We start from the raw sequence: 13486 nt of genomic DNA, 5'->3' as shown, positions 1-13486 counted from the left end.
CCGTGAATCGGGAGCGGCTCTTTCTCTTCGATACGACGTTGCGGGATGGGGCGCAGACCACCGGCGTCGATTTCTCGCTCGCCGACAAGCGTCGTGTGGCACACCTGCTCGACGAGCTTGGCATCGACTATATCGAGGGGGGGTACCCCGGTGCCAATCCGCTCGATACGGCGTTGTTCGCCATTAAGCCGGACCTCAAGGCTCGCTTCGCCGCGTTCGGAATGACCAAGCGGCCTGGTCGGTCGGCCTCGAACGATCCGGGCCTCGCGGCCCTGCTCGAAGCCGATTGCGATGCCGTCGTGTTCGTGGCCAAAGCGTGGGACTATCAGGTGAGGGTCGCGCTGGGCGCGACGCTGGACGAGAACCTCGAGGGGATCGTCGAGTCGATCCAGGCTGTCGTGGCACGGGGTCGCGAAGCAATGCTGGATTGCGAGCATTTTTTCGATGGCTACAAAGCCAACCCGACCTATGCACTATCCTGTGCCAAGGCGGCTTTCGAGGCTGGTGCGCGCTGGATCGTGCTATGCGACACCAATGGCGGCAGCTTGCCGAACGAGATCGAGGCGATCGTGGCCGAGGTCGCGAGAGAGATTCCTGGAAGCCACCTTGGCATCCACACGCATAACGATACCGAACATGCGGTGGCCAATTCGCTCGCGGCGGTTCGGGCCGGCGTCAGGCAAATTCAGGGAACGCTGAACGGCATTGGCGAGCGGTGCGGCAATGCCAATCTCGTGTCGCTGATCCCGACGCTGCTGCAGAAGCCCGACTATGCCGACCGCTTCACGATCGGCGTCACGGTCGACAAATTGGCGGGTCTCACCAAGCTGTCGCATGCGTTCGACGAACTTCTGAACCGCGCGCCCGACGTCCACGCGCCCTATGTCGGGTCCAGTGCTTTCGCGACAAAGGCCGGCATTCACGCCTCGGCGGTCGCGAAAGACCCGCGCACCTACGAGCATATCGTCCCCGCGAGCGTCGGCAACAGCCGCAAGGTTCTGGTTTCGGTCCAGGGTGGGCGATCGAACATCCTTGCGGAACTGGAGCGGCTCGGAATCGCGGTCAATCGCGACGATCCGCGCCTCCAGCGCCTGCTCGACGAGGTGAAGGAGAAAGAAGCGCTTGGCTATGCCTATGAAGGGGCCGACGCCTCGTTTCTGCTGTTGGCCCGTCGCGTGCTGGGGGACGTTCCACATTATTTCGATGTGGAACGGTTCAGTGTGAACGTCGAGCGGCGCTTCGACGCCGCGGGGCGACACGTCACCGTGTCGGAGGCCATCGTGAAGGTCTCGGTCGACGGCGAGTCGCTGATTTCGGCCGCCGAAGGCAATGGCCCGGTCAACGCGCTCGATCTCGCGTTCCGCAAGGATCTCGGCAAGTATCAACGCTACATCGCCGACCTGAAGCTGCTGGACTATCGCGTTCGCATCTTCCAGGGCGGCTCGGATGCGGTGACGCGTGTTCTGATCGAATGCGGCGATCGGGACGGCTTGCGTTGGACCACGGTGGGGGTCTCGGCCAACATCATCGATGCGTCATTTCAGGCCTTGGTCGACAGCGTAACCTACAAGCTGTTGATCTCCGGCGCCGTTTGACACGTCCTCCGGCAGCGTGTCTGGCGTTCAGGACAGCCGGACAGTGCAGAAGGGTTGGGCGAGTTGTTGTCGATAGGCAGCGTCGCACGTCCAGTCGAGCCTTGTGGGTCGCGAGGCTTGCCACCACATCCTGCGGTGGTAAGCAGAGGCCGCCTTGGGACGTCGTGTCCCGCTCATACCAATGTTGCCGTCTTTTCGCATTGTGCCTCTCAGCCAAGCGTGAACGGCAGCTCTGAATTCGAGGAGACGTCATGACACTCAGACGCCGCGATCTGATGCTCGCCATTCCGTTCGTGCTTGCGGTCGCAAGCGGAACCGCTTTTGCGGCAGATGCCAACACGGTCTATCTCGACACCAAAGATGGCCGGATCACCATCGAGCTGCGGCCAGATCTCGCACCCAAGCATGTCGCGCAGATCAAGAAGTTGACGTCTCAACATTTCTACGACGGGATTGTGTTCCATCGCGTGATCGATGGCTTTATGGCCCAGACGGGTGACCCGACCGGAACCGGAACAGGCGGTTCGAAGCTTCCCGACTTGAAGGCCGAATTCAACGCCACCCCGTTCAAGCGCGGCACTCTTGGCATGGCGCGATCGCAGAGCCCGGATTCGGCGAATTCGCAGTTCTTCATCTGCTTGGCTGACGCGCCTTTCCTCAACGGCAAATATACTGTGTTCGGCGAGGTGACGGCCGGCATGGACGTCGTCGACAAGATCAAGAAGGGATCGAGCGACAACAACGGTGCGGTCGATGCGCCCGACAAAATCGTGACGATGCGGCTGGCATCCGACACCAAGTGAGGCGATGATTGGCGACATCGGGTCAATGGCTTCTCGGCGGCGTTGTCGGCTTTGCCGTAACGCTTGGCTTATGCGCGCCGCCTGAGGCCACCGCCCGGTATCGCCGGTGCGTCGATTGTATCGACGTTCCAAACGACGATGGTTACGGCGATCCTGATCTCCTGTTCCCCGGTCGTCCTTATGAGAATATCCCGTTCCAATGGGATGATGGCCGGCCTGCTTCGGACAACCCGCCGCTCCCGCAGGGTTTCGTGCTGACGGTGCCTGTCGGGCCGGACGGACATTCGAAGCTGGCCGCTGCTCCGACCACGCTCAACCGCTATGTCGACGTCGCGTCGGCCTTGGGAGCATGTTGGGTCGCGCCATCGGCACAAGACAGTCGATGGGGTCAAATCACGTTGCGGGTCAGTTTCAAACGCGACGGATCGGTCAATGGTATTCCGCGGTTGATCGCGGCAGCGCCACCTTCCGGTCGCAGCACGGGATCGGACCTGAAATCGTCGCTGCTTTCGGCGCTTTCGCATTGCGCGCCGCTGCATATTTCACCCTCGCTCGGCAATGCGATCGCCGGGCAGATTTTCGCAATCAGTTTCGTACAGCAAGGACAATGACCATGAGCGAACAGAACACGACCCTGACGTTGGAGACGACGCAAGGCCCCGTCGTCATCAAGCTGCGTCCCGATCTCGCGCCGAAGCATGTCGAGCGGATCACGCAACTCGCCAACGAGCATTTCTACGACAATGTCGCGTTCCATCGTGTCCTCGATGGCTTCATGGCTCAGACCGGTTGCCCGCACGGGACCGGAACGGGTGGGTCGAGCTATCCCAACCTGCCGGCCGAATTCAACAACGAGAAGCACGTGCGCGGCACCTGCTCGATGGCGCGCGCCCAGAGTCCGAATTCGGCGAATTCACAGTTCTTCATCTGCTTCGGTGATGCCGGCTTCCTCGACAAGCAATATACGGTATGGGGCGAAGTCACGTCCGGCATGGAAAATGTCGACAAGCTGAAGCGCGGCGAGCCCGTTCGCGATCCGGACCGGATCACGACCGCTCGCGTTTCGTAAGCGACCCGAGCTAAGAGCGGACCACGTTCCATGCGTATCGAAGCGTTCGACTTCGACCTCCCGGCCGAGTCGATCGCGCTGCACCCGAGTCAACCGCGCGATGCAGCGCGGTTGCTCGTTGTCGAGCCGCGTGAACACGCCCCCTCGTTCGACGATCGGCGTGTGTTCGATCTTCCGGATCTGCTCCGCGCCGGCGACGTTCTCGTCGTCAACGACACAAAGGTTATTCCGGCGCGCCTGTCAGGACAGCGACGACGGGGTGACGCGGTCGCCCATATCGATGCCACGCTCCACAAACGCGAGGGCTTGGACCTGTGGCGCGCTTTCGTCCGTCCAGCCAAGAAGCTGGCGATCGGCGAGCAGGTCACCTTTATGGCCGATGGCGGGCAGGGCGAGGCGCTCGTCGCCGACGTGATCGACAAGCAGGAGGGTGGCGAGGTTTTGCTGCGCTTCGCGGTTAGTGGCGCGGCCCTCGATGCAGCGATCGAGGCGGTCGGGTCGATGCCGCTGCCCCCATATATCGCGGCCAAGCGGCCGCAGGACGCGACCGATCGCGATAGCTATCAGACCATGTTCGCGAGCGATCCTGGCGCCGTGGCGGCCCCGACGGCCGGTCTCCACTTCACCCCCAACCTCATCGCGGCGCTCATGGCGCGTGACATTGCGGTTCATCGCGTCACCCTGCATGTCGGCGCCGGAACGTTTCTGCCCGTGAAGGTGGACGACACGCTCGATCATCATATGCATGCCGAGTGGGGCGAGATCGATGTTGAGACCGCAAAGGCTTTGAACGCCGCCCATGCCGAGGGACGGCGAATAGTATCGGTTGGCACGACATCGCTCCGGATCCTCGAGACCGCCACAGACGAGGCTGGAACCATCCAGCCTTTTTCGGGCGACACCTCGATTTTCATCACACCGGGCTATCGGTTTCGCGCCGTCGATGTGTTGATGACCAATTTTCACCTCCCACGGTCGACCCTGTTTATGCTGGTCGCCGCTTTTTCGGGCCTTTCGACCATGCACGACGCCTACCGTCACGCGATCGAGGCGGGATATCGCTTCTACTCCTACGGCGATGCCAGCCTGCTGTTCCGCGCCGATGCGAGCCTAGACGAGGGCACGGCATGAGCGACAGCTTCACGTTCACGCTCAAAGCGACCTCAGGCGAGGCTCGTCTTGGCGAGATCGCTACGCCGCGCGGCAGCATCCGCACGCCGGCTTTCATGCCGGTCGGGACGGCCGGGACCGTCAAGGCGATGTATCCTGGGCAGGTCCGCGACCTCGGGGCCGATATCGTGCTCGGCAACACCTATCACCTGATGCTGCGGCCCGGGGCGGAGCGGGTCGCCTCCCTCGGCGGCCTCCACACGATGATGAACTGGCCGCATCCGATCCTCACCGATTCGGGCGGCTTCCAGGTCATGTCGCTGGCCAAGCTGCGGAAGCTCGACGAACATGGCGTGACGTTCCAATCCCATCTCGATGGCAGCAGACACGTGCTGACGCCGGAGCGCTCGATGGAGATCCAGGATCTGCTCGGGTCCGACATTCAGATGCAGCTGGATGAATGCGTGCGGCTGCCGGCGTCGCGGGAGGATATCGAGCGGGCCATGCTGCTGTCGCTGCGCTGGGCCGAGCGCTCCCGCAAGGCGTTCGGCGGCAAGCCGGGGCGCGCGATCTTTGCCATCGTGCAGGGCGGCGACGTCCCCGATCTCCGAATTGAGAGCGCGACGGCTTTGGCCGGAATGGACTTTCCAGGGTATGCGGTCGGCGGCCTCGCTGTCGGTGAGCCGCAGGACGTGATGCTGGCCATGATCGAGACGGTCGCGCCGCATCTCCCGACCTACAAACCGCGCTACCTCATGGGCGTCGGTACGCCAGATGATCTTCTCGAGTCGGTGCGCCGCGGGATCGATATGTTCGATTGCGTCATGCCGACGAGGGCAGGGCGGCACGGGCTCGCCTATACCCGCTTCGGGAAGGTGAATTTGCGGAATGCGAAACACGCGGATGACCCGCGTCCGCTCGACGAGGCATCACCCTGCGAGGCGACCCGCACCTATTCGCGCGCCTATCTGCACCATCTCGTGAAATCCGGCGAGATCCTCGGCATGATGCTGCTGACGTGGAACAATCTCGCGTATTATCAGGCGCTTATGGGCGGTATGCGGGAGGCGATCCGTCTCGACCGCTTCGCTGATTTCGCAGCCGAGACGAAAGCCGACTGGGAACGCGGCGACGCCTGAGCGCCGCCGGACGATCGTCAATCGACCGCGTGGTCCGAGAGGCCGATGTCACGCAGCAAATGACCGTTGAGCCCGGCGAGATCGTCACGCGAGAACAGCGTGCGGCCCCAGTGGGCGAGGCGAGAAAAACTATTCTTTCGGCTCCTCACCTGAAAGAGCTTCGAAAGACTATTGCGACCGGTGTCGAGGTCGGCGGCATGAAGGTCGGAGAAGATTGCGGACTGGAGCATTGTATTGCCTGAATTTGCGCCGGTTCGGGGTTAAGCCTGCGCTGAAGTTGGGCAAGTCATAGCGGTTTCAGGCTGAATGCAAAGTTAAGCTTCATGCGATCTGCGAGCAGAAAAACTTGACGATCGATCGTGCGTGGATTCATAAAATCTTAACGACCCGCTTGGCATCCGATAAAGGTGTCGATCACGCCTGCTGTCATCCTGAGCTTTGGTCGACGCAGGTAAACCGTCACCGTGGCTTGTGTTTTGACTGTGCTTACGGTTGTTTGGCGCTCCGCCCCTGAATTCGGTGCCATCGCGGCGCCGCCGATCGAGAATGTGCATGCGCCTGAGCCGGTATTTTCTGCCTCTGCTTCGTGAGAATCCAAAAGAGGCGGAGATCGTTTCGCATCGCTTGATGCTGCGGGCCGGTATGATCCGGCAGGAGGCCGCCGGTATCTACGCCTGGCTGCCGCTTGGCCTCCGGGTGTTATCGAAGATCAATGCGATCATCCGTGAAGAGCAAGACCGCTCGGGCGCCATCGAGATCATGATGCCGACGATTCAATCGGCCGATCTGTGGCGTGAGTCGGGTCGCTACGACGATTACGGTAAGGAGATGCTCCGCATTACCGATCGGCACGAGCGGGACATGCTCTACGGTCCCACCAACGAAGAGATGGTGACGGAGATCTTCCGCGGTTCCGTGCGATCCTACAAGGACTTGCCGCTCAACCTCTATCACATCCAACTCAAGTTTCGGGACGAGGTGCGGCCGCGTTTCGGCGTGATGCGCTCGCGCGAGTTCCTGATGAAGGATGCCTATTCGTTCGACCTCGATGCGGACGGCGCGCGGCATTCCTACAACAAGATGTTCACGGCCTATCTGCGGACCTTCGCACGGCTCGGCGTCACCGCCATTCCGATGATGGCCGACACGGGACCAATCGGCGGCGACCTCAGCCATGAATTCATCATCTTGGCGTCGACCGGCGAGAGCGAAGTTTTCTGTCACAAGGACTATCTGTCGTTCACGCCGCCGCCCGCGAGCGTCGATTTCGATGACGCGGCCGAACTGCAGGGCATCGTCGATAAGTGGACGTCACTTTATGCGGCGACGTCCGAGAAGCACGATGTTGCGGCCTACGACGCCTTGCCCGAGGACGCCAAAGTCTCGGCGCGCGGCATCGAGGTCGGACATATCTTCTATTTCGGCACGAAATATTCGAAAGCCATGAAGGCGACTGTCGCCGGGCCGGATGGCAAAGAGACGCCGGTCCACATGGGGTCTTACGGCATTGGTCCTTCTCGGCTCGTCGCAGCCTTGATCGAGGCGAGCCATGATGACAATGGCATTATCTGGCCGGATGCCGTCGCTCCCTTCGATGTCGGGATCGCCAATCTGAAGGTCGGCGACGCAGCGACGGATGCGGCCTGTCACGATCTCGACCGCCGATTGTCGGCGCTCGGCTTCGACATCTTATACGATGACCGCGACGAACGGCCCGGTGCGAAATTCGCCGCCATGGACTTGATCGGCCTGCCCGAGCAGATCATCGTTGGGCCGAAGAGCCTCGCCGAAGGCAAGGTCGAATTGAAGAATCGCCGCAGCGGGACGCGAGATCTTGTGACCCTCGATGAGGCGGTCGCCCGGTTGAAAGCCAAGAAGGATCGCGTCGCACAATGACAGATGCCGTGGCTGTCGCGACGCGGGCCGCTCCGTCGGAAGCTGGCTCGAAACCCTTTTCGGTGTTCGAATGGCTGGTTGCGCTCCGCTACTTGCGGGGCCGTCGATCCAAGGCCTTCGTGTCGGAGATCGCGGGCTTCTCGTTCCTCGGGATCGGCGTCGGGGTCGCGACCCTCATCGTCGTCATGTCGGTCATGAACGGGTTTCGGCACGAGTTGCTCGACAAGATCGTCGGCATCAACGGGCATGTGTTCCTGCAAGGGGTCGAGACGCCGCTGACCGATTACGACGCGGTCGACGAGCGCTTGGCGAAAGTGCCGGGCGTCAAACTGGTCATCCCGATGATCGAAGGCGCGGCGGCCGTGTCGTCGCCGTATAATCAGGCCGGCGCGCTGATCCGCGGCATCAAGGAAGCCGACATCAAGCGTCTGCCCGGGATCGCGGGGCACATCACGCTCGGGACGTTGGATAATTTCGACGCGACCGGCGGCGTTGCAATCGGCCAACGGCTGGCCGAGTCGTTGGCGTTGCGGATCGGCGATACGATCTCGGTGCTGACCGCGAAGGGACCGCAGACCCCGTTCGGGGTCGCACCTCGGATCAAGAGCTATCCGATCACCGCGATCTTCCAGATCGGCATGTCGGAGTTCGATTCGAGCTTCGTCTACATGCCACTCACAGAAGCTCAGGCTTTCTTCGGCAAGGATGGCGAGGCGACCGTCATCGAAGCCTTTGTGGACGATCCCGACCACATGGATGAGGTGCGGGCCAAGCTCGATGCTGTCGTCGGCCGACCGATGATCATGACCGACTGGCGTCAGCGCAATAAGACGTTCTTCGATGCGTTGAACGTCGAGCGCAATGTCATGTTCATCATCCTGGCGCTCATCGTGCTCGTCGCGGCGCTCAACATCATCTCGGGCCTCATCATGCTGGTGAAGGACAAAAGCCCGGATATCGCCATCCTCCGCACCATGGGCGCGACACGCGGCGCGATTCTTCGCATCTTCCTCATCACCGGAACGGCGATCGGGGTCGCCGGCACTTTTGCGGGACTCGTGCTCGGCGTGTTGGTGGCGCGCAATATCGAGGGCATTCGCACCTTCTTGAATTGGGCGTTCCACTCGAACCTGTTTCCCTCCGAACTCTATTTCCTGTCGCATCTTCCCTCGCGGGTCGAACCGGGCGACGTGATCGCGGTCGTGGTCATGACGATCTTGCTGTCGATTCTCGCGACCCTCTATCCGTCCTGGCGAGCCGCGACGCTCGATCCGGTCGAGGCGTTGCGGTACGAGTGATGGCACATCCTTCCCTCACGCTCGCCAAGGTCGACCGCCGCTACGTCCAGGGCCAGTCGACGCTCGACATTCTGCGAGGCGCCGATCTTTCGCTCTGGCCCGGCCAATCCGTCGCGCTCGTGGCTCCCTCGGGCGCTGGCAAATCGACGCTGTTGCATGTGGCCGGACTGCTCGAAAAGCCGGATGGTGGCGAGGTTTTTGTCGGCGACGACCGGACCGCTTTCATGGCCGATTCGGCCCGCACCGCCTTACGCCGCACCCGGATCGGCTTTGTCTATCAGGCTCATCATCTCCTGGCCGAGTTCAGCGCGCTTGAAAACGTCATGCTGCCGCAACTCATTCGAGGCTTGGCCCGGTCGAAGGCGGTGGCGCGCTCGACCGAACTCCTGGCTTATCTCGGGCTTGCAGAACGCCTGACGCATCGACCTGCGGAACTCTCTGGCGGCGAGCAGCAGCGTGTCGCCATCGCGCGGGCGGTCGCCAATGCGCCGGGCATCCTGCTAGCCGACGAGCCGACCGGCAACCTCGATCCGAAAACCGCCGAGCACGTGTTTTCGACCCTGACCGGTCTGGTCAAGGCGACCGGCCTCGCGGCCTTGATCGCGACCCACAATATGGATCTCGCTAACCGTATGGATCGGCGCGTCACTTTGCGGGACGGCATCATCGTCGAGATGCCGTAGCTTTGAGGACGATGCTCAGGCGTTTGATCGCTGAACGGTCGCGTTGCGCCTGATGGTGGCTTGCGGCAAGAAGATCCGATGAGCCATTCCTCCACGCCTCCTATCGTCCGCTTCGCACCGTCCCCGACGGGACGCATCCATATAGGCAATGCCCGGACCGCGATGTTGAACTATCTCTTTGCCAAAGCGGCAGGGGGGCAGTTCATCCTCCGCTTCGACGATACGGACGTCGAGCGGTCGCGCGCCGAATATGCCGATTCGATCGAGGTCGATCTTGCGTGGCTGGGCGCCCTTCCATCGCTGAAAGTCCGGCAATCGGACCGGGTGGCCCTCTATGTTGCTGCGTCCGAGAAGCTCAAGGCCCTCGGCCGGCTCTATCCCTGCTATGAGACGGCCGACGAACTCGATCGACGGCGCAAGCGGATGCAGGCAAGGGGTTTGCCGCCCGTTTACGATCGGGCAGCCCTCAACCTGACCGAAGCCGATCGACAGGCGCTGGAAGCCGAGGGCCGCACGCCGCACTGGCGCTTCCTGCTCGAGCCCGGTACCGAAACCTGGACCGACCTCGTGCGCGGTGAGAGCCACATCGATAGCGCGTCCTTGTCCGACCCTGTGCTGATGCGTGAAGACGGTACCTATCTGTATACCTTGCCCTCAGTCGTCGATGATATCGACCTCGGGATTACGCATGTGATTCGAGGCGAGGATCACGTCACCAATACGGCCGTGCAGATCCAGGTCTTCCGGGCACTTGGCGGCGATGTTCCGGCGTTCGGCCACCACAACCTTCTGATGAACCAGCAAGGCGAAGGTTTGTCGAAACGGTCCGGCGCTCTGTCGCTCACCGGCCTGCGCGAAGCCGGCGTCGAAGCACTCGCGATTGCCAGCATGGCGGTGTTGACGGGCTCGGCGACGTCAGTGCAGCCCGTCCAGAGCCTCGAGCAGTTGCAGGATCTGGTCGATCTCGCGCATTTATCACGCGCGCCAGCCCGGTTCGACGAGGCCGAACTCTGGGCTCTGTCGGCCAAGACCCTGCATGCCATGCCGATCGCTGATGTCGCGTTGCGTTTGGCCGATCGCGGGATCACGGGCGATGTCTCCGAAGCCTTTTGGGACACCGTCCGCGGCAATCTCGAGCGCTTCGACGATGTCGACCTCTGGTGGTCGGTCGCGACCGGTTCGATCGAGCCGGTCATCGAGGACGCCGTCTTTCTGGCGCAAGCGCGGGACGCGCTCCCGGCGGAACCGTGGGATAACACCACATGGCCGGCGTGGACGACCGCGCTCAAAGCCAGCAGCGGACGCAAGGGCAAAGCCTTGTTTCATCCGCTCCGTCTTGCGCTGACCGGGCGAGAGACCGGCCCCGAACTAGCGGCCCTGCTGCCGCTGATCGGCCGGGCCCGCGCTACGGCGAGATTATCCGCACATTCCGCATAACGCCGTCGGGCCCCTTCTCGGTCCGGGTCGCGCCGTCGCCTTCCTTGAACACCTTGGCGGCTTGCGTCGGGCTCGCTGCAATGCCGGCGGAGGCGTTGGTGGCCGTCGGAGCTTGCGAGGCGCGCTGGCCCTCGATGACGACTTTCGTATCGTCGGTCGTGGCGGCCGCCTCGCGTTTCTGCTTGCGTGCCGCCTTGCCTTTGGGTTGCGGGGCAGGGGCCGCTTTTGACATCTGATCGGACATCTGCGGCGTCACCGTCACGTCACCGTGATGGTCATTGCCGAGAAGCCGTTCCGCATTAGCCAGCGCCTCCACCCAGCTTTGCTTGGGCGGCTTGCAACTGCAGGTGGGATCGAAAGTCTTCTCGAATTTGAAAGCGGAGGGAAGCGACGTGTAAGGCGTTCCGTCGAGTCCCGTGGCCGATGCGAGATTGTCGCTTGAACCGGTCGTATAGAGCTTGGCCTCGGCATTAGGGCAGGACGCCTTGCAAAGTTCATCGAGGCTGCTGAGTTGGTCCTGCGAGGCGCTTGCGGTCAGCGGGAAAAAGCCGCCATCGCAGGTTCGGACGCAGATCGCCTTGCCGGCACTTCTCTGCTGCGTGACCTCGGAGCTGTCGCCTCCGAGCGGAAGACCCGAGAGATCATCAGGATTCACCGAGGTCGATTGCAGATCTGCGGGGTTGTGGCCCTCGTTGCCGTAGAACCCCGAGTCATGCTGCTGGGCGAGATCGGCCGGGTTGCCGCTTGTCGAGCACGAGGCGTTGTAGCGCGCCACGAGAGCGGCCCGTTGACCGTCTTCCTCGTCGGAGGGGTGAGCGTCACGCCCGCTCTGCGTGATGCGTGACAGATTGCCCTGCATGCGCTCGATCTGAGCATTGATGGCGTCGCATTGCGGAGGCGGGCCATCGTCGAAGAACCCGCGCTGCTGGTTGTCGCACCCGATCGAGGCCGCATAATTGCGGGTGCGCTCGATCTCGTAACGTTGCCGTTGCGCCGCCCTGTCGAAGGTGCCACGCCCGGCGTCGTCGGCATTTTGCCGGCTTGCGTTGATGGCGGCCTGAAGGCGGTTGCAATCGAGGTCTTGTGCCGACGCCCCAAGCGACTCGGACGAGACCGCAAGCGCGATCAGCAAGAGCGACGCGATGACTGTCGTCGAGCGGCGCGGCCTGATGCGGAACACTGGCGCGTGGGGCGTGCGTTTATTGTCTAGAAGCAACATCAACTCCGAAGCGGCGCCGATGGCGCATTCGACACCCGGGATCGACCCGCGGAACCAGGCCGGGACGATAGTGGATTTGATGTCGTAATGATGGTCTGCGGTCGTGGCCATCTCAGGGGTGGATCAATGGCCCGGGATTTCCTACCTGAAGCGCAACGGGTGGGTCCTGATCTTGGGCTCCCGTTTGGCCGCCACCGTTTCGGGATGAAGACCTATGTTCATTTTCAGCCGCCCAGTCGCATGCATCCTCGCTGTGGCTCCGATTTTCGCGGCACTTTGCGGGCCCGCTCTCGCCGACGACCCGGACCTCATCTTCCGCAAGTCAACCGTGTTCCACATGATGACGCCAAACGACAAGCTCGCCACCTATGCGGTCGACGATCCCGAAGTGCAGGGCGTCGCCTGTTTCTTCACGGTTCCGGAACGTGGCGGCCTCTCAGGCGCGTTCGGGGTGGCCGAGGAGACCTCTGACGTGTCGCTCGCCTGCCGCCAGATCGGGCCGATCAAGTTCACGCAGCAGAGCCACCAGGGCGACGTCGCCTTCACCGAAAAGCGCTCGCTGTTTTTTAAGAAGATGCAGATCGTGCGGGGCTGCGATGCCAAGCGCAACACGCTCGTCTACATGGCCTATTCGGACAAGCTGGTCGAAGGATCTCCGAAGAACTCGACCTCGGCCGTCCCGGTCCAACCTTGGGGCGCATCAGGCGACGTTCCGAAATGCGGCGACTTCGTTAAATCCTGATCGGCGCTAAACCCCGATCGGCGCTGAGGTCAGTCGCCGCAGCGAATGACGACATCTCCGGCCGCAACCTGAACGATGCGGTCGGACGTGGGGACACTGCCGGTCACGTCCTCGGCCGACCCGTAGGCGACGGCCTTCGCGTGGCCGTGCGCCTCGCACCAGGAATTCGCCATAACCCGCCCGCATTCGCTACCCGCGTGCATACAGTCGCCGATGCCGTAGCCATCTTCTGCCGGAACCGTGAACGACAGCGGCTCGGCCGCATAGGCGGGCGCAACCGCGCCGGAGAGCAGGAAGGTCGATAGCGCCGCGAGGGCGATCAGCGAGAGAGAAGCCGAACCAAGGAGGCGGCGCGCGGGAAGAAACATCGATCACCCGGTATCAAGCGAAGCGCTTGGCCCCCGATCGGGACCACCGGAACCATGGTCGAGACACATCTATAAAAGTTTAAGCAATCGGTTCCGACGGCGCTCATCCTGTCGAAGGCACGACCAC

The 13486-nt window shown here is 62.4% G+C and carries 14 protein-coding genes; 11 read left to right on the top strand and 3 right to left on the bottom strand.

Annotation, left to right across the window (positions count from 1 at the left end):
* Positions 1-2 precede the first annotated feature (2 nt).
* The 6 genes from cimA to tgt all read left to right on the top strand — a co-directional run bounded on the left by cimA (position 3) and on the right by tgt (position 5716).
* Positions 3-1595 carry a citramalate synthase gene (cimA, locus tag EY713_RS17725; RefSeq protein WP_131119909.1) on the top strand — a complete coding sequence of 531 codons (1593 nt, stop codon included), beginning with the start codon at positions 3-5 and terminating at the stop codon, positions 1593-1595.
* Between the two features lie 251 nt (positions 1596-1846).
* Positions 1847-2398, top strand: a complete 552-nt coding sequence (locus EY713_RS17720) for a peptidylprolyl isomerase (RefSeq protein WP_131117425.1) — start codon at positions 1847-1849, stop codon at positions 2396-2398.
* A gap of 8 nt (positions 2399-2406) precedes the next feature.
* On the top strand, positions 2407-3009 hold the full coding sequence (locus tag EY713_RS17715; protein WP_131117422.1) for a hypothetical protein: 603 nt from the start codon (positions 2407-2409) through the stop codon (positions 3007-3009).
* Positions 3010-3011: 2 nt separating this feature from the next.
* Positions 3012-3467 carry a peptidylprolyl isomerase gene (locus EY713_RS17710; RefSeq protein WP_131117419.1) on the top strand — a complete coding sequence of 152 codons (456 nt, stop codon included), beginning with the start codon at positions 3012-3014 and terminating at the stop codon, positions 3465-3467.
* Between the two features lie 30 nt (positions 3468-3497).
* Positions 3498-4598 (top strand): tRNA preQ1(34) S-adenosylmethionine ribosyltransferase-isomerase QueA, encoded by a 1101-nt coding sequence (gene queA / locus EY713_RS17705; RefSeq protein ID WP_131117416.1) that lies wholly within the window; start codon positions 3498-3500, stop codon positions 4596-4598.
* The gene (tgt, locus tag EY713_RS17700; RefSeq protein WP_131117413.1) at positions 4595-5716 is read left to right on the top strand and encodes a tRNA guanosine(34) transglycosylase Tgt; all 1122 of its coding nucleotides are present in this window, start codon (positions 4595-4597) and stop codon (positions 5714-5716) included. Before queA ends, tgt begins: the two co-directional genes overlap by 4 nt.
* 17 nt (positions 5717-5733) lie before the next feature.
* Here tgt and EY713_RS17695 read toward each other — a convergent pair whose 3' ends face one another.
* The gene (locus tag EY713_RS17695) at positions 5734-5946 is read right to left on the bottom strand and encodes a hypothetical protein (RefSeq protein WP_131117410.1); all 213 of its coding nucleotides are present in this window, start codon (positions 5944-5946) and stop codon (positions 5734-5736) included.
* Positions 5947-6268: 322 nt separating this feature from the next.
* Between EY713_RS17695 and proS the strand changes: the two genes are divergently transcribed.
* The 4 genes from proS (at position 6269) to EY713_RS17675 (ending at position 11030) form a co-directional block, all read left to right on the top strand.
* Positions 6269-7612, top strand: coding sequence for a proline--tRNA ligase (gene proS, locus EY713_RS17690; RefSeq protein WP_131117407.1), 1344 nt, complete (start codon positions 6269-6271; stop codon positions 7610-7612).
* Positions 7609-8910, top strand: a complete 1302-nt coding sequence (locus tag EY713_RS17685) for a lipoprotein-releasing ABC transporter permease subunit (RefSeq protein ID WP_131117404.1) — start codon at positions 7609-7611, stop codon at positions 8908-8910. The genes proS and EY713_RS17685 overlap by 4 nt, the downstream gene beginning before the upstream one ends.
* A complete protein-coding gene (locus tag EY713_RS17680) occupies positions 8910-9593 on the top strand; it encodes an ABC transporter ATP-binding protein (RefSeq protein WP_131117401.1) in 684 nt (227 codons plus the stop codon). The genes EY713_RS17685 and EY713_RS17680 overlap by 1 nt, the downstream gene beginning before the upstream one ends.
* A gap of 78 nt (positions 9594-9671) precedes the next feature.
* The gene (locus tag EY713_RS17675) at positions 9672-11030 is read left to right on the top strand and encodes a glutamate--tRNA ligase (RefSeq protein ID WP_131117399.1); all 1359 of its coding nucleotides are present in this window, start codon (positions 9672-9674) and stop codon (positions 11028-11030) included.
* On the opposite strand, the gene EY713_RS17670 is transcribed toward EY713_RS17675, so the two are convergent.
* On the bottom strand, positions 10999-12360 hold the full coding sequence (locus tag EY713_RS17670; RefSeq protein WP_131117396.1) for a DUF2865 domain-containing protein: 1362 nt from the start codon (positions 12358-12360) through the stop codon (positions 10999-11001). The two genes, EY713_RS17675 and EY713_RS17670, sit on opposite strands and share 32 nt — an antisense overlap.
* A gap of 103 nt (positions 12361-12463) precedes the next feature.
* On the opposite strand from EY713_RS17670, the gene EY713_RS17665 reads away from it, so the two are divergent.
* Complete coding sequence (locus EY713_RS17665) at positions 12464-12991, top strand: CreA family protein (protein WP_131117393.1); 528 nt, start codon at positions 12464-12466, stop codon at positions 12989-12991.
* 29 nt (positions 12992-13020) lie between these two features.
* On the opposite strand, the gene EY713_RS17660 is transcribed toward EY713_RS17665, so the two are convergent.
* Positions 13021-13359, bottom strand: a complete 339-nt coding sequence (locus tag EY713_RS17660) for a hypothetical protein (RefSeq protein ID WP_131117390.1) — start codon at positions 13357-13359, stop codon at positions 13021-13023.
* Positions 13360-13486: the final 127 nt, after the last annotated feature.

The sequence above is a fragment of the Lichenihabitans psoromatis genome (assembly GCF_004323635.1).
GTDB classification, from domain to species: domain Bacteria; phylum Pseudomonadota; class Alphaproteobacteria; order Rhizobiales; family Beijerinckiaceae; genus Lichenihabitans; species Lichenihabitans psoromatis.
The sequence above is the reverse complement of the archived record's forward strand: the minus strand, read 5'-3'. Positions and strand labels throughout refer to the sequence as shown.

What these genes read in the sequence shown, in the direction of transcription:
- EY713_RS17720 (WP_131117425.1), top strand. Translation starts at nt 1,847, where the DNA reads ATGACACTCAGACGCCGCGATCTGATGCTCGCCATTCCGTTCGTGCTT.
- EY713_RS17710 (WP_131117419.1), top strand. Translation starts at nt 3,012, where the DNA reads ATGAGCGAACAGAACACGACCCTGACGTTGGAGACGACGCAAGGCCCC.
- queA (WP_131117416.1), top strand. Translation starts at nt 3,498, where the DNA reads ATGCGTATCGAAGCGTTCGACTTCGACCTCCCGGCCGAGTCGATCGCG.
- tgt (WP_131117413.1), top strand. Translation starts at nt 4,595, where the DNA reads ATGAGCGACAGCTTCACGTTCACGCTCAAAGCGACCTCAGGCGAGGCT.
- EY713_RS17695 (WP_131117410.1), bottom strand. Translation starts at nt 5,946, where the DNA reads ATGCTCCAGTCCGCAATCTTCTCCGACCTTCATGCCGCCGACCTCGAC.
- proS (WP_131117407.1), top strand. Translation starts at nt 6,269, where the DNA reads ATGCGCCTGAGCCGGTATTTTCTGCCTCTGCTTCGTGAGAATCCAAAA.
- EY713_RS17685 (WP_131117404.1), top strand. Translation starts at nt 7,609, where the DNA reads ATGACAGATGCCGTGGCTGTCGCGACGCGGGCCGCTCCGTCGGAAGCT.
- EY713_RS17680 (WP_131117401.1), top strand. Translation starts at nt 8,910, where the DNA reads ATGGCACATCCTTCCCTCACGCTCGCCAAGGTCGACCGCCGCTACGTC.
- EY713_RS17675 (WP_131117399.1), top strand. Translation starts at nt 9,672, where the DNA reads ATGAGCCATTCCTCCACGCCTCCTATCGTCCGCTTCGCACCGTCCCCG.
- EY713_RS17670 (WP_131117396.1), bottom strand. Translation starts at nt 12,360, where the DNA reads ATGGCCACGACCGCAGACCATCATTACGACATCAAATCCACTATCGTC.
- EY713_RS17665 (WP_131117393.1), top strand. Translation starts at nt 12,464, where the DNA reads ATGTTCATTTTCAGCCGCCCAGTCGCATGCATCCTCGCTGTGGCTCCG.
- EY713_RS17660 (WP_131117390.1), bottom strand. Translation starts at nt 13,359, where the DNA reads ATGTTTCTTCCCGCGCGCCGCCTCCTTGGTTCGGCTTCTCTCTCGCTG.